The organism is Luteibacter sp. KNZ12-1A, assembly GCF_056755675.1.
This window is the reverse complement of the sequence record NZ_JBPGXU010000053.1, coordinates 1-20,555: the sequence shown is the minus strand read 5'-3', so window position 1 is coordinate 20,555 and position 20,555 is coordinate 1. Positions and strand designations below refer to the sequence as shown.

Annotated in this window: 12 protein-coding genes; 7 read left to right on the top strand and 5 right to left on the bottom strand. The window is 66.9% G+C overall.

Features of this window, described 5'->3' with window-relative positions:
* Window positions 1–10: 10 nt before the first annotated feature.
* The 3 genes from ACR9ZJ_RS11985 to ACR9ZJ_RS11975 form a co-directional block, all read right to left on the bottom strand.
* Window positions 11–874: an aldo/keto reductase gene (locus tag ACR9ZJ_RS11985; protein WP_481287865.1), complete on the bottom strand. Its 864-nt coding sequence runs from the start codon at window positions 872–874 to the stop codon at window positions 11–13.
* Window positions 875–947: 73 nt separating this feature from the next.
* On the bottom strand, window positions 948–3,236 hold the full coding sequence (locus ACR9ZJ_RS11980; RefSeq protein WP_481280192.1) for an ATP-binding protein: 2,289 nt from the start codon (window positions 3,234–3,236) through the stop codon (window positions 948–950).
* Window positions 3,233–3,883 carry a response regulator gene (locus ACR9ZJ_RS11975; protein ID WP_481280191.1) on the bottom strand — a complete coding sequence of 217 codons (651 nt, stop codon included), beginning with the start codon at window positions 3,881–3,883 and terminating at the stop codon, window positions 3,233–3,235. Before ACR9ZJ_RS11975 ends, ACR9ZJ_RS11980 begins: the two co-directional genes overlap by 4 nt.
* 329 nt (window positions 3,884–4,212) lie before the next feature.
* Between ACR9ZJ_RS11975 and tviB the strand changes: the two genes are divergently transcribed.
* The 4 genes from tviB to ACR9ZJ_RS11955 all read left to right on the top strand — a co-directional run bounded on the left by tviB (window position 4,213) and on the right by ACR9ZJ_RS11955 (window position 9,735).
* The gene (gene tviB, locus ACR9ZJ_RS11970) at window positions 4,213–5,481 is read left to right on the top strand and encodes a Vi polysaccharide biosynthesis UDP-N-acetylglucosamine C-6 dehydrogenase TviB (RefSeq protein WP_481287870.1); all 1,269 of its coding nucleotides are present in this window, start codon (window positions 4,213–4,215) and stop codon (window positions 5,479–5,481) included.
* A 16-nt stretch (window positions 5,482–5,497) separates the two neighbouring features.
* Entirely contained in the window at window positions 5,498–6,508 is a 1,011-nt protein-coding gene (locus tag ACR9ZJ_RS11965; RefSeq protein ID WP_481280190.1) for an NAD-dependent epimerase, read from the top strand.
* Window positions 6,509–6,538: 30 nt separating this feature from the next.
* On the top strand, window positions 6,539–8,182 hold the full coding sequence (locus tag ACR9ZJ_RS11960) for a GMC oxidoreductase (protein WP_481287864.1): 1,644 nt from the start codon (window positions 6,539–6,541) through the stop codon (window positions 8,180–8,182).
* 152 nt (window positions 8,183–8,334) lie between these two features.
* A complete protein-coding gene (locus ACR9ZJ_RS11955) occupies window positions 8,335–9,735 on the top strand; it encodes a TIGR03013 family XrtA/PEP-CTERM system glycosyltransferase (RefSeq protein ID WP_481287863.1) in 1,401 nt (466 codons plus the stop codon).
* A 29-nt stretch (window positions 9,736–9,764) separates the two neighbouring features.
* Here the strand turns inward: ACR9ZJ_RS11955 and ACR9ZJ_RS11950 are convergent, their stop codons facing one another.
* Window positions 9,765–10,445, bottom strand: coding sequence for a J domain-containing protein (locus tag ACR9ZJ_RS11950; RefSeq protein ID WP_481280187.1), 681 nt, complete (start codon window positions 10,443–10,445; stop codon window positions 9,765–9,767).
* A gap of 110 nt (window positions 10,446–10,555) precedes the next feature.
* On the opposite strand from ACR9ZJ_RS11950, the gene ACR9ZJ_RS11945 reads away from it, so the two are divergent.
* A complete protein-coding gene (locus ACR9ZJ_RS11945) occupies window positions 10,556–11,278 on the top strand; it encodes a hypothetical protein (protein WP_481287862.1) in 723 nt (240 codons plus the stop codon).
* Between the two features lie 313 nt (window positions 11,279–11,591).
* On the opposite strand, the gene ACR9ZJ_RS11940 is transcribed toward ACR9ZJ_RS11945, so the two are convergent.
* A complete protein-coding gene (locus ACR9ZJ_RS11940; protein WP_481287861.1) occupies window positions 11,592–12,395 on the bottom strand; it encodes an autotransporter outer membrane beta-barrel domain-containing protein in 804 nt (267 codons plus the stop codon).
* A 782-nt stretch (window positions 12,396–13,177) separates the two neighbouring features.
* Between ACR9ZJ_RS11940 and ACR9ZJ_RS11935 the strand changes: the two genes are divergently transcribed.
* Entirely contained in the window at window positions 13,178–19,909 is a 6,732-nt protein-coding gene (locus tag ACR9ZJ_RS11935) for an amino acid adenylation domain-containing protein (RefSeq protein ID WP_481287860.1), read from the top strand.
* On the top strand, window positions 19,906–20,555 hold a 650-nt coding region (locus tag ACR9ZJ_RS11930; protein ID WP_481287859.1), incomplete at its 3' end, for a condensation domain-containing protein. The genes ACR9ZJ_RS11935 and ACR9ZJ_RS11930, both read left to right, overlap by 4 nt.

The window sequence follows — 20,555 nt, the reverse complement described above, 5'->3', positions numbered from 1 at the left end:
CCCACTCCGGTCACTTCTTCACCGCGTGCTCCAGTGCTTCGTAATCCTCCTGCGAGAGCTGCAGCGAAGCGCCCTCGACGTTTTCCTCGAGATGACCGGGACTGCCGGTGCCGGGGATCGGCAACATCACCGGCGTGCGCTTCAGCAACCACGCCAGCGCCACCTGGCCATCGGTCGCCCCTAGCTTCCTGGCGATGCCGGACAACACCGATCCGTCCTTCGCGAGATCGCCGGCGGCCAGCGGGTACCAGGGAATGAAGCCGATGCCGTGCTTGTCCGCGTAATCCACCACGGCCTCGCTCTGGCGATTGCCGAGGTTGTACAGGTTCTGCACCGTCGCCACCTTGAAGAACTTCGAGGCGGCTTCGATTTCCTCGACGTTGACCTCGGACAGGCCCACGTGGCGGATGAGGCCTTCGTTCTGCATGTCGCGGATCACGCCGAACTGCTCGTCACGCGGCACCTTGGCGTCGATGCGATGCAGCTGCCAGAGGTCGATCCGGTCGACACCGAGGCGGCGCAGGCTCATCAGCACGCACTGGCGCAGGTACTCCGGACGGCCCAGGGGCGCCCAGATATCCGGGCCGTGCCGGGTAAGGCCGCCTTTCGTCGCGATGACCATGCCCTTGTACGGATGCAGTACCTCGCGAATCAGGTCCTCGCTGACATAGGGGCCGTAGCTGTCGGCGGTATCGATGAGGTTCACGCCGAGCGCGGGCAGCTTCGCCAGCGTGTCGCGCGCGGCCTTGGGGTCGGCGGGATCACCCCAGATGCCCTTGCCGGTGATACGCATGGCGCCGAAGCCGAGACGGTTGACCTCGAGATCGCCGCCTATCCTGAACGTGCCGCTTGCGGATGCGTTGATGCTTGTCATGCTGGACTCCGTTACTTGGGGGAGAAGGAAACCAGCATGACATGGGGGACGATGACGGAAATTGAAAGAATCGTTACAACCTGTCCGCGATTTCCTGCAGCAAGGCGTCGATGTCGCCGCGCGGTACCGGACGTGCCTGGAGCAGCGCCTCCACGCGCTCCACGTCTTCCACCAGGGCCAGCGCACCGAATACCAGCGCGGCTCCCTTGAGCCTGTGCGCCACGTGCAAGGCCGACTCCGGATCGGCCTCTTCCATCGCCCCGCGGATGGCGGCGACGTCGCGCAGGCTCTCGTCGTGGAAGGTCCGCTCGGCCAGCGTCGTTCCCGGGGCACCCGCCAGGGCATCCCTCAGCCCGTCGAGCGACAGGGGCTTGCCCAGCACCGTGTCGATGCCGCTTTCCTCGCAACGCCGGATGTGGGCCTCGCCGTCGTTCGCGGAAATGGCGATGAAGCGGGTACTCGATACGCCGGCGGAAGCCTCGCGCGCACGCAGTTCCGCGGCGATGTCGTAGCCCTGCATGTCCGGCAGTTCGCAATCCAGCAATACCCCGGCGAAGTGGCCGGGCACGAAGGCATCGATCGCCGCCTGGCCATGGTCCACGGCATGGGTCTCGTAACCCAGGAACTTCAGCTGTGCCGCGATGATCTGCCGGTTGGCCGGGTGATCCTCGACGAGCAATACGACGCCACTCACCGCGGGGGCCGTTTCGCCGCCGGCCGTTTCCGGCCCGTCGGCCGGAGTCGTCACGGGAACGCGACTGGTCGGCAGCTCGATCCGGACGGCCGTACCGACACTGACATCGCTGCTCAGGTCGAGACGCCCACCGAGGTGGCGCACGATTTCCGCGCAGATGCCCAGGCCCAGCCCGCTGCCTCCCATGCGTGCGGAATGCACGCCATGCGCCTGTGAGAAAGGCCTGAAGAGCTGGCGCTGCCTTTCCGGCGGCACGCCGATCCCGGTATCGAACACCTCGACGATGAAGTGGCGCACGTCGTCCACCGCCTCGCCGGCCGATTGCCACATCGCGATGCCGACGTGCCCGCGTTCGGTGAATTTCACCGCATTGGACAGCAGGTTTTCCATCAGCTGGCGAAGACGGGTCTCGTCGAGCAACAACCAGGGCAATGGGCCCATGGGCAGGTCGAGGCGCACCGCCAGCCCCTTCTGTTCGATCGTTCCCCGCTGGCCTTCGATCACCTGTCGCGCCACGGCGACGGCATCGCAGGCGGCAAGGTCGGCGGTGAAACCGACGCTTTCCGAGCGGCTGTAGTCCAGCGCACTCTTGAGGAGATTCTGAAGATTCCGGCTACTCGACTGCGCGATGGCCATCAGGTCGCGTTGAGGCCCCTCCAGCGACGTGCGCGAGAGGAGATCGATCGACGAGACCACCGCGTTCACCGCGTTGCGCACCTCATGGCTCATGACCGCCAGGAGCATCGTCTTTTGCTTCTCGCCCCTGCGCGACGCCAGTTGCGCGCGTCGCAACTGCCATAGGGCGAAGAACAACACCAGCACGAGCGCCAGGCCCAGGCCGATCTCGACGCGGTAGGCGGAAGCCACCTGGGATAGCGTGGGAGCGCGCAGGTAGGCGGTTTCCAGCCAGCGCTCGATCACCGCCTGGTTCTCGCCCGCGCTGACGCCGCGCAGGCTGTCGTCGAGGATGCCCAGCAGCTCCGGCGCGTCCTTGCGTACCGCCACGCGGATCGTGACCGGCATTTCGCTGACATTGCCGGCGATACGCAGGCTCAACGTGTAGTCGCGCCGGACGATGGGATGGTAGGCCACGTCCACGCCCACGGCGGCATCCGCGATGCCCGTCTCCACCGCCGCGAGCACCTGGTGGACATCGGCCAGCGGAAGGCGGGTGATCGAGGGATGCTCCCGGCGTAGCCAGGATTCGTAGACACCGCCACCCTTGAAAGCGACCGTGCGGCCCTCAAGCGCACCCATGTCGAGCGTCGCCGGCCCCACCGTACGGCTGATGATGACGGTGCGGCCGACGTAGAACGGCGCGGAAATCAGCGCCCGGTCGCCCACGTCCGCCATGAGCAGGCGGTCGCTGAGCGAGGGCAGCATGTCGATGCGTCCGTCGAGGAAGGCGCGAACCGATTCCTCCCACGAGCGAGTGCGCACCGTCGTCACGCGCAGCCCGGTATGCCGCGCCACCAGTTCCAGGTACTGGCTGACCAGCGGATTGGACTGGCCATTGCTTATCTCGGATCCCTGTTGCGGATCGATCGCTATCCGTAGCACGGGGTGCGCGGCGATCCAGCGCTTGCGCGCCTCGGCATCCGGCGCCTCGCCCGCCACGATGCTCGATACGACGAGCAACGAAAGGATGAACGCGAAGGCCCGCCTCACGTCGGGCCAGCGCCCAGCGCGAGGATGTAATCCCGCAGGAGATAGAGCTCGTTGTCGGACGTGACGCGCAGTTTGCGGAACGCGGCGGACTTCTGCGTGCTGATCGTTTTCAGGCTGCGGCCCGACCGTGCCGCGATCTGGCCGACGGTCAACCCCTCGAGCAACTGCCGGATCACCTCCCATTCGCGCGGCGAAAGCGCCACCACCCCGGTCGGTTCGGCGACGTCCTGGTCGCGCGGCGGCAGGTACTCCCTGCCGGTCATGACCGCGTCGATGGCGCGGATCACTTCGTCGGGGTCCTGGCTCTTGGCGACGAATCCATCGGCACCGGCCTGGCGCAGGCTGTGGATCACCAGGTCCTGGTCATGCGCGGATACCACCAGGATCTTCATCCTCGGGTAGCCCGCCCGCAGCAGTTTGATCAGGGCGATGCCGTCGATGTCGTCCAACGCGAGCGAATAGTCGATCAGGGCGACGTCCACCGGCATGGTGGCCAGCATGGCGCGGAAGCTGCGACTGCTCGCGTGACTGCCGACGACGACGATCGTGGGAGATTTCTCAAGATGTGCGATCAATCCTTTCAGGACGAGCGCATGGTCGTCCAGCAAGGCCACGCGCACAGAGCCAAAGTAGGATCGCGCGGACATGAGTGGACCAGGAAGCCATTATGTAGTCGTATGCCCACATCCGTGGGCGATTCCGGACGAACCATATCTCGGTGGGAACGCCTTGTAAACGCCGCCGTCTTGCCGATATCGGCCATTCGACCACCTCCGTAAGCCATACAGGCAAGTCCGGCCTGCATTGCTACGCTTTCGTCGCCCCCGCCAGAGGGGGATTTCCGACGTCATCGAAGGGGTAGGACTCCGGCATGGATACAACAAGCCTCAGAGGGGCCACCGGCCACGCCGATGTGGCTGAATCCGTGACGACCGGGCGCCCATGGGCGGCGGCGGGCGGCTTCGTCCCCCGGCCACTGGATACGGTACGTATCGGCATCGTGGGCCTGGGTTACGTCGGCCTGCCGCTCGCGGTGGAGTTCGGCAAGCGCTACACGACCCTGGGCTTCGATATCCGCCACGAGCGGATCGAGGAGCTCCGTGGAGGCCATGACGCCACCCTGGAAGTCGATGCCGACGAGCTTGGCGCGGCGGATCGCCTCCGCTTCTCCTCCCATGTCGACGAACTGGCGGAGTGCGACGTCTACATCGTCACGGTGCCCACGCCCATCGACGATGCCCGCCGCCCGGACCTGGCGCCCCTGGTCCGCGCGAGCGAAACCCTGGGCAAAGTTCTCAAACGCGGCGACGTCGTCGTCTACGAGTCCACCGTGTACCCGGGTTGCACCGAAGAAGTCTGCGTACCGATCCTCGAACGCGTCTCCGGGTTGGTCTTCAACGAGGACTTCTTCGCGGGATACAGCCCGGAGCGCATCAATCCAGGCGACAAGGCGCATCGAGTGACCGGGATTCTCAAGGTCACCTCGGGCTCGACGCCCGCCGTCGCCGACTTCGTCGACGCCATTTATCGCTCGATCATCACCGCGGGAACGCATCGCGCCAGTTCCATGAAGGTGGCCGAGGCGGCCAAGGTCATCGAGAACACGCAACGCGATCTCAATATCGCCCTGGTCAACGACCTGGCGATCCTGTTCAACAAGCTCGGCATCGACACGCTCGAAGTATTGGAGGCGGCCGGCACGAAATGGAACTTCCTGCCGTTCCGGCCCGGGCTGGTCGGCGGCCATTGCATCAGCGTCGATCCGTACTACCTCACGCACAAGGCCCAGCAAGTGGGCCACCACCCGGATGTGATCCTCGCCGGCCGCCGCACGAACGACGGCATGGGCTCGTACATCGCGGGAGAACTGGTGCGGCTGATGGTGCGCAAGGGTATCAACCCGGTGGCCGCCCGCGTACTGGTACTGGGCCTGGCCTTCAAGGAAAACTGCCCGGACCTGCGCAATACGCGGGTAGTCGACATCCTCCGTGCCCTGGAAGGTTATGGCGTCGCGGCCGACGTCCACGATCCCTGGGTCCGCGCCAGCGAGGCGATGCACGAATACGGTATCGAGCCGGTCGCGGAACCCACGCATGGAGGCTACGACGCCGTGGTGGTCGCGGTGGGCCATCGCGAGTTCGTCGCGCTTGGCGCGGACGGCATCCGCGCGTTCGGGAAGCCGTTGTCCGTGGTCTACGACGTGAAGTACGTGCTGCCCCGCGACGCGGTGGACGGCAGGCTCTGACGATGCGGGAGCCCGTATGAAAGTACTCGTCACGGGCACCGCCGGCTTCATCGGATACCACGTCGCGACGCGCCTGCTGGAGCGTGGCGACGAAGTGGTCGGGCTGGACAACCTGTCCGACTACTACGACGTGACCCTGAAGAAAGCGCGGCTGGCCCACTTCGAGGGCCAGCCCGGTTATACCCACGTGCATGCCGACCTCGCCGATCGCGACGCGATCGAGGCCGTTTTCGCCACGCACAAGCCTCGCCGGGTGATCAACCTGGCGGCGCAGGCGGGCGTGCGTTACGCGGCGACGAACCCCCATGTCTATGTGTCGAGCAATGTGACCGGCTTCCTCCACGTGCTGGAAGGATGCCGCAGGCACGAGGTGGAACACCTCGTCTTCGCCTCGACCAGTTCGGTGTATGGCGCGAATACGCGCATGCCGTTTTCCGAGCACCAGCCCACCGAGCACCCGTTGACGCTGTATGCGGCCAGCAAGAAGGCGAACGAGCAGATGGCGCACAGCTATGCCCACCTCTACGGCCTCCCCTGCACCGGCCTGCGCTTCTTCACGGTCTATGGGCCGTGGGGCCGGCCCGACATGGCGTTGTTCCTGTTCACCCGGGCCATCCTCGCCGGCGAGCCCGTCCGGGTCTTCAATCACGGCAGGCACAAGCGCAGCTTCACCTACGTCGACGACATCGTCGAGGGGGTGCTGCGCACGCTGGACCGGGTACCCGCCGCCGACGCGAACTGGTCCGGGGACCGCCCCGACCCGGGCACGAGCGGGGTCGCGCCCTATCGCATCTTCAACATCGGCAACGAGAAGCCGGTGGAATTGCTGCGCTATATCGAAGTGCTGGAGAAATGCCTGGGACGCACGGCGCGGCTGGACATGCTGCCACTGCAGCCCGGCGATGTCCCCGACACCGAAGCGAACGTTTCCGCGCTCGTCCAGGCCACCGGCTATGCGCCGAAGATCGACGTGGCCGAGGGCGTGGCGCGTTTCGTCGCCTGGTATCGCGAATTTTACGGTGCGTAGGATGCGCGCGATAAGAACGGGAGGCGCATCTTGATCGTCGACTACCTCGATGGGTCGGCACCCGCCGACCTCCAGGCCGACCTGTGCATCGTCGGTGCCGGGCCTGCCGGCATCGCCATCGCCCGAGCCTTCGCCGGCAGTTCCACCACGGTCTGCCTCATCGAAGGGGGCGGCCTCGCCGGCGAGGACCGCAGCCAGTCCTTGTACGAAGGCGACTCCACCGGCGACCTCCCCTTCGATGCCGGTACGTCGCGCATGCGCGTGTTCGGCGGCAGCTGCACGCTGTGGGGCGGTGGCTGCATTCCCTTCGCCGACAGCGACCTCGAACCGCGTGACTGGGTGCCCGACAGTGGCTGGCCCCTGCGTTTCGCCGACCTCGCCCCCTGGTACGAGCGCGCCCGCGAATTCTGTCGCATCGATGCCTCGCACGGCTTCGGGCCAGGCGAGTTCGACGGCCCGCCGCCACGCCGCCCTCTCGACCTCGACGCCGGGGAACTGGTGAACTTCATCTTCGCCAGGAGCCCGATCACGTTCGGCGAAGCCTACCGCGAGGAGCTGCACCAGGCACCGAACATCACCGTGCTGCTGCACGCGAACGTCATGGAACTCGAATCCAACGCCGATGCGACCGTGGTCACCGGCGCCCGGATCGGCACGCTCGACGGTCGCCGCGGCCGCGTGCGTGCGCGGCATTACGTGTTGGCGGCGGGCGGTATCGAGAACGCGCGCATCCTCCTTCTTTCCGACAGCGTCGCGTCCAGCGGCCTCGGCAACGACCGCGACCTGGTCGGCCGTTATTTCATGGATCATCCCCGGGGCACGATCGGCACGATCCGCGCAGGCGAGCCCGACCGCGTCACCCGTCCGTACGAGCGCACGATCGGCAAGGTACGTGCGCCGCTCGCGCCGGAGATCGGCCTTTCCATCGAGGCGCAGCGACGCCATCGCAGCCTCAATGCGCGCGTGCATCCCTTTCCCGTGGAAGGCGAGGTGCCCCAGGGCATCCGTGCCCTGCGCGGCCTGCGCGCCACCCTGCGCCCCACTGTGCGGACGGAAGCGACCCTGCTTGAGGCACGACTCTGCGCCGCCCTGCAGAACGGGCCCGGCGGCGACGTGGCCACCATCCACCATGGCCTCGCCATCAACGCGGTCCGGCTCGGCCTGAACATCGGCGACGTGATCCGCGCGGTGGCGCACAAGGTCGCGGACCGGCCCGTGGTACGCAGCGACCGCGTCGAGCTGGTCGGTTTCTTCGAACAGGCGCCCCACCGCGACAGCCGGGTCACGCTCGGCATGGATGTCGACGGGCTGGGCCTGCGCCGCGTGCGGGTGGACTGGCGCGTCAACGAACTCGACCGGCACACCTGGCGCACCATGACCCACCTCGCCGGCGGCGGCCTTGCCAGGGCCTGCGACGGACACTTCGAACCCGCGCCATGGACGTACGGCGAAGGCCCGCCCTCGCTTCGAGGTACCGCGCACCACATCGGCACGACGCGCATGGCCGAGGACCCGTCGCGGGGCGTGGTCGATCCACAGGGCAAGGTGCATGGCATGGACAACCTGCACGTCGCCGGCAGTTCGGTCTTCCCGACCGGCGGCTGGGCGTTCCCGACCTTCACCATCGTCGCACTCAGCCTGCGGCTGGCCGAGCAGTTGCGCACGCTGCTGTAACGGCGGCGATACACCTCGCGCCGAATGCGCGCATCGGGCGGCCATTCGGCCTAGCCGTGCGCCGGCCGGAAGTGCAATCGACAGGAGCATGGCCGCTCCATAGCCTTGAAGTACCGGCACGCAGTCCATGCGTGCATCGAGGGGAACATCCGATGATCCGCCTGTTCAGACAGCCGATCGTGCGCTGGCTCACCTTGCTGGGCACCTGCGAACTCCTGTTGCTCGCGGCCTCGCTCAACGTGGCCGTATGGATTCGCTTCGCGACCTCGCCGGAGGACCTCGCGGCGTCCACGCATTCGCTGACGGCGCGCGCGGCGATGTTCGCCGCGGTCATCTTCCTGTGCATGGCCGCGCTCGGCGAATATCGCGCGACGCTGCGGATGAGCTGGCGCGGCCAGGTCGCGCGGCACGCCATCGCCTTCGTCCTGGGTGGCCTGGCGCTGGTCGTCGGTTACTACGTGATCCCGCAAGCCTACGTGGGCCGCGGCGTGCTGGGCATGGCCCTGGTCATCGGCTTCGTGTCGACGGCGGCCTTCCGCGCGGTATTCATGCGCCTGGTCGAGATGGAGTCGCTGAAGCGACGCGTGATCGTCCTGGGCGCCGGACAGCGCGCCGCGCAGATCCACAACCGCATGCGGCGTCGCTCGGATCGCCGCGGCTTCTGCCTGTTGGGCTATGTGCGCGGAGCCAACGAGGCTGTCGCGATCCCCGAATCCCTCTTGATCGAACCGGCGGGCTCGCTCGCCGCAATGGCGCGGCGCGAGAAGCTGCACGAGATCGTGGTGGGCGTGGACGACCGCAGGGGCAGCCTGCCCATGGACGACCTGCTGGCCTGTCGCCAGCTGGGCGTGCAGATCACCGACCTGACCACCTTCGTCGAACGTGAAGCCGGCCGCGTGCAACTGACCATGCTGGACCCGTCCTGGCTGGTGTTTTCCGGCGGCTTCAATACCACGCCACTGGCCTCGTTCGCCAAGCGTGGCTTCGACCTGGCGGCGTCGCTGCTGATCGCCCTGCTGTGCTGGCCGGTCATGCTCGGCGTCGCCCTCGCGATTCGCATCGAATCCGGCCGTGGACAACCCATCCTCTATCGCCAGGAGCGCGTCGGCGAACACGGCCGCACCTTCTGGCTGTACAAGTTCCGCAGCATGCGCACGGACGCGGAAATGGACGGCGTCGCACGCTGGGCGTCCAGCAACGACGATCGCGTGACGCGGGTGGGACGCATCTGCCGAAAGCTGCGTTTCGACGAGCTGCCGCAATTGTGGAACGTGATCCGCGGCGACATGAGCATCGTCGGGCCGCGTCCGGAGCGGCCGCAGTTCGTTTCCGACCTGCAGAACAAGATCCGCTACTACAGCCTTCGCCACAACATCAAGCCAGGCCTGGCCGGATGGGCGCAACTGAGCTATCCGTACGGCGCTTCGGAAGAAGACGCCGCCGAGAAGCTCAAGTACGACCTGTTCTACGTGAAGAACCACAACCTCTTCCTCGATGTGGTCATCCTGATCGAGACGGTGGAGGTCGTGCTGTTCGGACGTGGTGCAAGGTGAATCCGGGCGGGACGGACGCGACGGGCGAACTACGGCCGCGGGCGTGGCGATTCCGTGCGAAGGCGGCGCAACGGCGAGCTGTACCAGTCGACGACCACGCCCCGCTCGAAACGTATCCAGGAAGGACCGTATTCCCAGCGATCCCCGGCACGCCGCGTGGGCTCCCCTTCGATGCCGATCACCTCGTCCGGCATCATGCCGAGGCCGAGTGCCTGCGGCGCGGAGGGTGCGCTGGCGCCCGCGGATATCGCCGCATCCTCCGTGTCTTCCCCATCCAGTTCCCGGCTCGCCTGGCTGGCAGGCCAGGTCGACCATGCCACGCCACCGATGACCACCACGGCGAACGCAAGCCACCAGCGGGTCGCCACCGCGCGCTGCGTTCCGCGCGGCGGCGCGACGGTTCGCGGCGTGGCCCCGTGCACGGGAACCATCGTTTCAGGCACGACCGGCACCGCATCGACGGCACGCGCCGCCTGCGACGCGCCGGGGAGGCGTCCGTGCCTGCGATGGAAATCCATCGCGGCACCGTACTGCGCCGTCAGTCGTTGCAGCCGGGCCGCCGCCAGCTGGTCGGCGCGCGAGCCACGGCGCCGGTCGGGATGCCACATCGCCACATGACGGCGGTAAGCCTGCTTGAATTCATCCAGCGAGCAGCCGGGGGCCAGGCGCAACTTCGCGTACAGGTCGAGGAAGTCGGTTTCGTCCGTCACGGTGGAGCCCCCTTGGGCGGCGCGCGTGACGTATCGTCAGGCATGCGGTCCGCATGCCGAGCGTCGCTCACAGCCATCGCGCTGACAAGTACAACCTTTGGAGAAGCGACATGCATCGTCTTCGTTCCGCCGTGGCCGCCGCGGCCCTGCTCTCGATAGCACCGCAGGTGGCGGCAGGCGATCCACCGCTTCCTTCCCTCGGTGCACACGTGTTCCTCGGCCAGGGCGAGGGCCTGGGTACCAGTCCCGCCGCGACGCCTCCGGTGGACACCCGGTCCAGGGGCAGCGTGTTCGTCGTGTTCAACGCGGGATACGCAAGCAACGATGCGTCGCCGCGCGACACCTACGGCAACCGCTGGGACGCCCTGGGCCGTGCGATGACCTATGCGAACTACGGCGATCGCTTCGACGTGAAAGCCTATGTCGCGCTGGACGGCAAGGGCGGGGCCAAACACTCCGTTTCCATCGTCAAGCGGGGAGAACCGCGTGGCGAGCTATCCCTGCCCTTCATCGAGGTACGCGACGCCAGCCGCGTGCAGGCGCTTGCCCAGTCGTACGCCGAACCGTCGCTGGTGGTCGCCAGCGGCGAGATCCATGTCGACGGCCCCGCCACGCTGCTCGCCTTCTGGTGGGGCGACGGTGGCGTCAAGCGCATGAGTGTCGTCCCTGGCGATGGTTTCCAGCTGATCGACGCCTTCATCGAACTGCCCGACGAGAGCGGCGTGCAGGGTGCCGTGGCATGGCGGCAGGTGACCGCCGCGGGCACCTACCGCGTGCATTGGACAGCCGCCCCCGTGCAGGGCGCGGCGCTCTGGCTCATCGCCATACGCTAGGGGCTTGTCCGGATCCGGACAGGGCGCCGGCGTGGCTGGCTTGGGGAAGCGCAGCCGTGCGGGGCGTGCGTACGATAACGGACACCCCCGCAACGAAAACCGGTGCGAAAGTGTCCGGAAACGGACGTCGGCGCCTACAACCATAGGGCTATTTTCCTCGGTTCTACAAGGAGATAGCTTTGATCCCCGACACCACGAGGCCGCGGCGGGACGAGCAGGACGCCACGGACGATGCAGGACGCACGGGTGCGCAAGGGATGCGCCAGGAAGCGAGGGAGGAGGACCTCGCCCGCGGCCCCGCGGTGTCGACCGTTCAGAACGTGACGCGGATGCCCACGTTGCCAGCCCACCCGCGCATGCCGTAGCTGCCGACGAAGTGCTGGTAGGTGCCTTCGCCGTAGACCTGCACGTGCTCACTCAGTTGGCTCACCACGCCTGCCGAGGCGCGATAGGAGTTGCCCACGCGACCGGAGCCGAAGCGCTCGCTGATGTCCCACTCGTCACTGGAGACGTCCGCCTTGGGATCGCCATTGCTCGTATGGGTGAGATCGAGACTGGCATACGGCATGAACACGGGATTGGCCGTTCGGGAGATGCGACCGCCGAGGCTCGCGCTCGTCTGCTTCGCGGTGCCCAGCTTGACCTCCAGGCCATCGCTGTCGACAAAGTCGCGGAAGTTCAGCGACTGGTGCTTCAACTGGAAGCGCGGCTCGACCGTCCACTCGTTGCCGACGGCGAACGGCAGGCCCGCCTCCACGGACATCGTCCAGCCATGCGCGCGTACGCGGCCGACGTCGGCGCCGCGCAGGTCCGTGCCCACGTCGCCGCGGTAGCGGGTGCTGCCCAGTACACCGTCCACCCAGAATCCATTGCCGTGCTGCCAGGTGATCCAGCCGGAGAAGCCGTTGGCGCGGTACTTCGCTGAACTGGCGCCATCCACGGCCTTCGGCGTGACGCGCGTGGTGCCGTGATCGGCGGCCCAGCCCGCGCGCAGCGTGCCGTTGTCGCCGTCCAGGGCGATCAGGCTGCCACCCAGCTGCAATGCGTTGACCTGCTGATCGAAGTCGTAGCCGTAACGCTGGAACGAAAGGTTCGAGGTGTAAGGGTCGGTGACCAAGACGGTGGCAGGCTCGGGGCGACCATCCGGGTAAACATGCGTCAGCCATGCCGGTACGCATACTTTTCGTGCGGTGGCGCCGTCCAAGGCTCGCTTGCATCCTTCTACAACGGAACAACGCCAGTTGGTGAGCAAGTAACAGCTGGGGGTCCTATTCAATTTAGTGGGGCCACGTTCACTCACTTCACCTTCGCCGTTCCCTACGCCACGCAGATAGTCACCATGAAGTTCCGGCACTCCACTTGATCGCCGTCGTTGAAAGATGAGTTCGACTTCGTGGTCATACCACACAAGCCCCGCGCAAGGCGGGGCTTTTTTTTGCTTCTTCGCGGATTTGCGGGTTCCGCGGGATCGCCGCTGAAGCGGCTCCCACAAGGGGTCGAAAAAAGGGGTGAGCGCACGCGTCCCTGTTCTGCTCGCAACACGGGGCACCATCATGTCCGGAGGGAGGCGTCGGGTGCCGTTCTCTGAGCGATGGAGCATCTTTTTCACCGCCTCCGCCCCGTCGACCTCGGCCATTTGCCCACCCCGGCTAGCACGCCAGTTGTATATGCCGTCCCGGACCCGGGAGCTATAAAAGATTCCACAGACGCGAAAGGGGCAACCGGCCCCTCGCGCGTGAAGGGGGATCGCATGAAAGCCGATGGCACGGCGTGGACGAGGGAAAGCAGGGGCAACGCGAAAAGCCGCGGCGAAGCGCTCAGCGCTTCGCACGGCCTCGCTGTCGCCGCCTCGACCTTTTGGCCTATGCCCTCGCGCTCTCCCAACGGGTACGAGGTCGCATGATGAACGAAGTCCTTTCCAGCGTCCGGCACGACACCTGCACCGTCCACGGTCGCTTCAGTGCGGTGGCGAAATCCTGCCCGGGCCGCATCGCCCTGGCATCGGACGCATTGAATCTCACCTATGCCGAACTGGACGCGCGCAGCGATCGCGTCGCGGCCAGCCTGGTGGCAACAGGCGTGGAACCAGGCAGCTATGTGGCGCTGCTGATGGAACGTTCGGTCGAGGCGGTCGTGGCGGTGTTCGGCGTGTTGAAGGCCGGTGCGGCTTATCTGCCGATCGATACGCGCTGGCCTGCCGAGCGCGTCGCCTTTGCACTGCGCGATGCGGATGTGGCCGCGATCGTCGCGGATGGGGGATTGGATATCTCCAGCGAGGAGATTCCCCTGTTCAGTGTCGCTGAGCTGGAAATAGCCGGCGAGGCTTGGGCCGGAACAGGCGAGCACCCCTCGCCGCTGAAGCGGCTCCCACAGGGGGGGAGTGGGGACGATCTTGCTTATGCCATGTATACATCGGGGTCGACGGGTACGCCCAAGGGCGTCGAGATTCGTCATACCTCGATCCTGCGACTCGTCCTGCGTTCGGACTATATCGACTTCGACGCACCGAAGGTGTTGCATGCCGCGCCGCTCGGTTTCGATGCCTCCACGTTCGAGATCTTCGCGCCGCTGCTCAATGGCGGTACCTGCGTGGTCTATCGCGAGCGCGTTCCGACCGGTTGCGGTATCGCCCGGACCGTCGAGCGCCACGGCGCCGAGATCGCCTGGCTGACCGCGGCGTTGTTCAACGCGATCGTCGACGACGATGCGAGCAACCTCTCGGGCCTGCGCGTGGTGCTCACCGGTGGCGAAGCGCTCTCGGTGCCGCATGTACGCAAGGCCTACGCCGCGCTTCCGGCCACGCAGCTGATCAACGGTTACGGTCCGACGGAATGCACCACCTTCGCAACGACGTATCCGATCCCGCGTGAACTCCCCGATGGGCTTCACGCGATTCCCATCGGCATGCCGATCGGCGAAACCACGCTTCATGTTCTCGACCCGGAAGGCAACGACGTCGCCCCTGGCGATACCGGCGAACTATTCATCGGTGGCAGCGGCGTCGCGCGCGGCTACCTCAACCGTCCCGAACTCACCGCGGAGCGCTTCGTCGCCGGTGGCACGCGTTACCGCACCGGCGACCTGGTGCACTGGTTACCCGATGGCAACCTTGCCTTCGTCGGCCGTGCCGACGGTCAGGTAAAGATTCGTGGCTACCGCATCGAGACAGGCGAGATCGACATCGCGCTGCGCGCCTTGCCCGGTGTCAACGCCGCGGCAGTGATCGCCCGCGAAGACGCGCCCGGCGAGAAGCGCCTGGTCGCCTATTACGTCGGCCACGACGAGACCGTGACCGCACGCGGGCTTCGCGATGCGCTCGCCCTCACGCTACCGGAGTACATGCTTCCCGTGGCGTGGATGCGTCTGGACGCGCTACCGATCAACGACAACGGCAAGCTCGACCGTCGCGCCCTGCCCTCGCCCAGCAGCGCCCGTCCCGAGTTGGCAGCGCCTTTCGTGGCACCGCACGGTGACATCGAAACGCGGCTATGCGCCATCTTTGCCGAGACGCTCGGCCTGGACACGGTCGGTCGCGACGACAACTTCTTCGACCTCGGCGGCAGCTCCCTTCTTGCGACGCGCGCCATGACTCGCGTGCACGAAGAGCTGTCGCCGACCCCTTCACTGGTCGGCTTCTTCGCGCAGCCGACCCCGGCCGCCGTCGCGGCCACCATCGAGGGGCGCGCCACCCGGCAGGCGTTGGCAGGACGCTTGTCGGGCGGCGCGCCGGCGGCGGGGGAGCCGGTGGCGATCATCGCCATGGCCGGCCGCTTCCCCGGTGCACCCGACGTCGAGACCTTCTGGGACAACCTCTGCGCCGGACGCGAATCGATCCGCTACTTCACACCCGGCGAACTCGATCCCGCCGTCAGCCAGGCGGATCGGGACGATCCGGCTTACGTCGCTGCCCGCGGTGTCATCGACGATGTCGAGCAGTTCGATGCCAGCTTCTTCGGCATGTCGCCGCGCGAGGCCGAGCTCACCGATCCTCAGCAACGCCTGTTCCTGGAGCTGTGCTGGGAGTGCCTTGAGCGCGGCGGCTACGTGCCAGATGCGCAAGACACGCCGGTGGGCGTCTTCGGTGGCATGCATAACGCGACGTACTACCAGAAGCACATCAGCGGGCGACCCGACCTCATCGACAAGCTTGGCGCCTTCCAGGTCATGCTTGGGAACGAGAAGGATTACCTGGCCACGCGCGTCGCGCACAAGCTCAACCTGACAGGCCCGGCGATCAGCCTCAATACGGCATGCTCCACCTCGCTTGTCGCCATCACGCAGGCCTTCGACGCCTTGCGCGCGGGTCGCTGCGGCATGGCGCTGGCCGGCGGCTCGTCGATTTCCTGCCCGCCGAACAGTGGCTACGTCGCGCAGGAAGGCTCCATGCTTTCGCCCGACGGCCATACGCGGACCTTCGACGCCGATGCGCAGGGCACGGTGTTCAGCGACGGCGCGGCCGTGGTCCTGCTGAAGCGCCTTTCCGATGCGCTACGCGATGGCGATCCCATCTATGCGGTGATTCGCGGTGCCGCGGTCAACAACGATGGCGGCGTCAAGGCGAGCTTCACCGCGCCGAATGCCGCCGGCCAGGCCGCGGTGATCACGATGGCCCTGGACGATGCCGGTGTGTCGCCACGTGACATCTCCTATGTCGAGGCGCATGGCACGGCCACGCCGCTCGGCGATCCGATCGAACTGGAAGGACTGACGCAAGCGTTCCGCCAGGCAACGACCGACAAGGGCTTCTGCGCCCTGGGCTCGCTCAAGAGCAACGTCGGCCACCTCGTGATGGCCGCCGGTGCGGCCAGCGTCATCAAGACGTCGCTGGCATTGTGCGAGCGTCGCCTGCCCCCTTCGCTGCATTACACCGCGGCCAATCCGCGCCTCAACCTCGCCGACTCCCCGTTCGTCGTGAACGACACGCTGCGTCCGTGGCAGACCGCTGGCGGCCCCCTGCGTGCAGGAGTCAGCTCGTTCGGCGTCGGCGGCACCAATGCCCATGTGATTCTCGAGGAGGCGCCGGAGCGCACTCCTTCCGATGCGGCCAGCGGCGTCCAGCTTCTGCTGATTTCCGCGCGGACGCCCACGGCGCTCGGCAACGCCGCGGCGCAACTCGCCGATCATCTCGCCGCGCACCCGGATGGCAACCTCGCCGACACCGCGTGGACCCTCGCGCGCGGCCGCAAAGCCTTCGTCCAGCGCAGCCACGTCGTTGCCTCGTCCACCGAGGATGCGGTGACAAAGCTGCGCGATATCGCCGCCGCGGCGATGTGCCGTGCATGTGCGACGCCATCGCCCGGCATGGTCTTCCTCTTTCCGGGACAGGGGTCGCAGTACGCCGGCATGGGTCGCGAACTGCACGCCACGGAGCCCGTGTTCCGCGCCGCGCTCGATGAAGTCGCCGGCGCCCTGCGCGGTGAGCTCGGCTTCGACCTGCGCGACCGCATGTTCGCCGCGGATGCCGATGCGCTGAAGGCGACCGAACTGACCCAGCCCGCGACCTTCGCGCTTGAATATGCGCTTGCCCGCCTGTGGATGAACCTGGGTGTCGAACCCGTCGCCATGATCGGCCACAGCGTCGGCGAATTTGCCGCCGCCGCACTCGCTGGCGTCATGTCGTTGGCCGATGCCGCCCGGCTCGTCGCGCGCCGGGGCCGCATGATGCAGGCCCTACCCGCCGGGTCCATGCTTTCCGTTCGCCTGGGAGCCGCGGAGCTGCGCGCCCGGCTCCCGGACGCTCTTTCCCTCGCCGCCGAAAACGCGCCGAACGCCAGCGTCGTCTCCGGCGATACCGAGGCCGTCGAGGCTTTCCGCACGGCGCTCGAAGCCGAAGGCGTCGCCTGCCGCGTGCTGCACACCTCGCACGGCTTCCACTCCGCGATGATGGATCCCGTGCTGGATGCGTTCCGTGCCGAAGTGGCCGCGGTCTCGCTCTCCGCACCGCGGATCCGAATCGTCTCCACGCTGACCGGCCTGCCGCTGACGGACGAGGAAGCCACCTCGCCGGACTACTGGACCCGGCACATGCGCCACACGGTGCGCTTCTCGCCGGCATTGCTGCACGCGCTGGACGACGGCACGCATGCCTTCCTCGAAGTCGGTCCACGGCCAAGTCTAGCCTTGCTCGCACGGCAGCACTCGCAGAGCCGCGGCCGCACGATCGTCGCTTCGCTGGGAGATGGTCCCGCCGACGAGCGTGCCGCATGGCTCGGCGCCGCGGGCGCCTTGTGGTCCGCCGGGGTCGGCGTCGACACCGGTGCGCTTGACCATCGCGCGAATCGGCGCCGCGTGCGACTGCCTACCTATCCTTTCGAACGCAAGCGGCACTGGATCGACGCGCGCCTTCCCGCGTCCGTCACGCCGATCGCCAATGCGGCGCCCCATCTGCCGCTCGCCACCGTTTCTCCCGTCGTACCGGAGCCTGTTCTCATGCCGATGCCTTCCGCACATTCCACCGCCCGTCCCCAGCGTCTTGTCGGCGAACTCGCCGCCCTGTTCGAGGATGTGTCCGGCACCGAACTCGAAGGCGTCGACCCATCGGCCAATTTCGTCGAACTGGGACTCGACTCGCTGTCACTGACCCAGGTCGCCTTGCAATTGCAGAAGACCTACGCGCTCAAGATCACTTTTCGCGAACTGATGGACGGGTGCTCGTCGTTCGAACGACTCGCCGCTCATATCGATCGCCTGTTGCCGGCTGAAACCCAGTCGGCTGCGCCCGTGGCCGCGGCTATCGCCGCGCCTGTCACGGCGGTGGCACCGGTGGCCCTGGCCACCGGCGGCGGACTGGTCCAGGACGTGATCGCACAACAAATGCAGATCATGCGGGAACAGCTGGCGTTGCTGGCGGGAGCCACCGCTTCCGCGGGAGCCGCGGCCCCTGTGGGAGCCGCTTCAGCGGCGATGGGGGCTCGCGACAACCTGGCGGCCGCTCCCGCGGCCATCGCCGCTGAAGCGGCTCCCACACACAGCACGGGCCCCACACAGGGCACGGCTTCGGCACAGGGCACGGCTTCGGCACAAGGCACGGCTTCGACACAGGGCCAGGGCTCCGCCGCCAACGACGAGGAAGCGGCGCTCGCGCACACCACCTACGATGTGAAGAAAGCCTTCGGCGCGATCGCCCGTATCCATTCCACGAACACCAACCTCTCCGCGAGGCAGCGCGCGCGCCTCGACGCGTTCATGCGCCGCTACATCGAGCGCAGCAAGGCGTCCAAGGCCTATACGGAAGAGCACCGCCCGCACCTCGCCGACCCGCGCGTAGTGAACGGCTTCCGTCCCTTGCTGAAGGAAATCGTCTACCAGATCGTGATCGAGCGTTCCAAGGGCTCCAAGGTCTGGGACCTCGACGGCAATATGTACGTCGATGCGCTGAACGGCTTCGGCATGAACCTGTTCGGCTGGCAGCCCGACTTCGTACTCGACACCGTGCGCAAGCAGCTCGATGCCGGGTACGAAATCGGTCCGCAGCATCCACTCGCTGGCATCGTCGCGAAGCAGGTCTGCGAGTTGACCGGCTTCGACCGTGCGGCTCTCTGCAACACCGGCTCCGAAGCCGTCATGGGTTGCGTTCGCGTGGCGCGTACGGTCACCGGCCGCGACACGCTGGTGATCTTCACCGGTTCATACCACGGGATCTTCGACGAGGTGATCGTCCGCGGCACGAAGAAGCTGAAGTCGGTGCCGGCTGCGCCGGGTATTCTCAAGAACACTTCCGAGCACGTCCTCGTACTCGACTACGGCACGCCCGAATCCCTGGCGATCATCCGCGAGCGCGCCTCGTCGATCGCAGCGGTCCTTGTCGAGCCGGTGCAGAGCCGCCGTCCCGATTTCCAGCCGGTGGAGTTCCTCCAGGAACTGCGCGCGATCACCGAGGAATCCGGCTCCTTGCTGATCTTCGATGAAGTGGTCACGGGCTTCCGCTCGCATCCGCGCGGAGCCCAGGCCATGCTCGGCATCGATGCCGACATGGCGTCGTATGGCAAGGTCGTCGGTGGCGGCTTCCCCATCGGCGTGATCGCCGGCAAGCGCCGCTTCATGGACGCGCTCGATGGCGGCCACTGGCGGTTCGGCGACGATTCCACGCCGACGGTCGGCGTCACGTACTTTGCCGGTACCTTCGTGCGCCACCCGCTGGCCCTGGCCGCGGCGCACGCGGTGCTGAATCATCTCGTGCAAGAGGGTCCCGAGCTCCAGGCATCGCTCAACGCGAAGGTCACGGCGATGGCCGAGGAACTCAACGCCTTCTGCGTCAGTGTCGGCGCGCCGGTTCACATCGTGCACTTCTCATCCGTGTGGAAGACGATCTTCGACGAAGACCATCCGCTGCAGGATCTGCTCTTCGCGATGATGCGCAGCCGCGGCATTCACATCCTGGACAACTTCCCTTGCTTCTTCACGACAGCGCACAGCGAGGCGGATTTCGCCGCGATCGCGAATGCCTTCCGTGAATCCATCCTTGAAATGCAGGAAGCGGAATTCCTGCCGCGCCGCCGCGAGACGGCCACCTTCGATGCCGAGCATCCGCCCGTACCCGGCGCGCGGCTCGGCAAGGACCCCGAAGGACGTCCCGCGTGGTTCGTTCCCAACCCGGATGCGCCGGGCAAGTACCTGAGGGTGACCGCATGACGCACAATGAGCTGGCCGCCGCCACGGCGGTCGACTACGATCCGTTCGCAGGCGCGCCGCTCACGCGGCTCGTCCCGACGACGGCACCGCAGCGCGAGGTGTGGCTGGCATCCCGGCTGGAGCCGGAGGCCTCGCTGGCTTATAACGAAGCGGTTTCGCTCGACCTCAAGGGCTTGCTCGACGTGCCGGCTCTCGAATGGGCACTGCAGGCGATCGTCGATCGCCACGAGGCCTTGCGCGCGACGTTCAGCGGCGATGGCGAAGGCCTCTTCGTCACCGGCCATGCCACGCTGCCGATCGCCTTCCACGATCTTTCCCTGCTGGCTCCGTTCGAGAGCGACGCACGGATCACGGCCGCGTTCTCGCGCATCGTCACGACGCCGTTCGACCTCGAGAACGGCCCCCTGGTCCGCGCCGAATTGTTCCGTCTCGGTGCCGACCGCCACCTGCTGACCATCGCCGCGCACCATATCGTTTGCGACGGCTGGTCGTTCGGCGTGATCGTGAGCGATCTCGCCGCCCTTTACGCGCAACGGACAGGCCAGGGCCCCGGCCCGGCACCCGCGGGCGCGTTCTCGAACTTCGCGTTGGCCGAGGCTGCGCACGCCGGCAGCGAGACGGCCCCGGAGGACGAACAGTACTGGCT

Excerpts from the sequence above, each read along its gene's own strand:
- ACR9ZJ_RS11985 (WP_481287865.1), bottom strand. The coding sequence starts at position 874 with ATGACAAGCATCAACGCATCCGCAAGCGGCACGTTCAGGATAGGCGGC.
- ACR9ZJ_RS11975 (WP_481280191.1), bottom strand. The coding sequence starts at position 3,883 with ATGTCCGCGCGATCCTACTTTGGCTCTGTGCGCGTGGCCTTGCTGGAC.
- ACR9ZJ_RS11965 (WP_481280190.1), top strand. The coding sequence starts at position 5,498 with ATGAAAGTACTCGTCACGGGCACCGCCGGCTTCATCGGATACCACGTC.
- ACR9ZJ_RS11955 (WP_481287863.1), top strand. The coding sequence starts at position 8,335 with ATGATCCGCCTGTTCAGACAGCCGATCGTGCGCTGGCTCACCTTGCTG.
- ACR9ZJ_RS11945 (WP_481287862.1), top strand. The coding sequence starts at position 10,556 with ATGCATCGTCTTCGTTCCGCCGTGGCCGCCGCGGCCCTGCTCTCGATA.
- ACR9ZJ_RS11935 (WP_481287860.1), top strand. The coding sequence starts at position 13,178 with ATGATGAACGAAGTCCTTTCCAGCGTCCGGCACGACACCTGCACCGTC.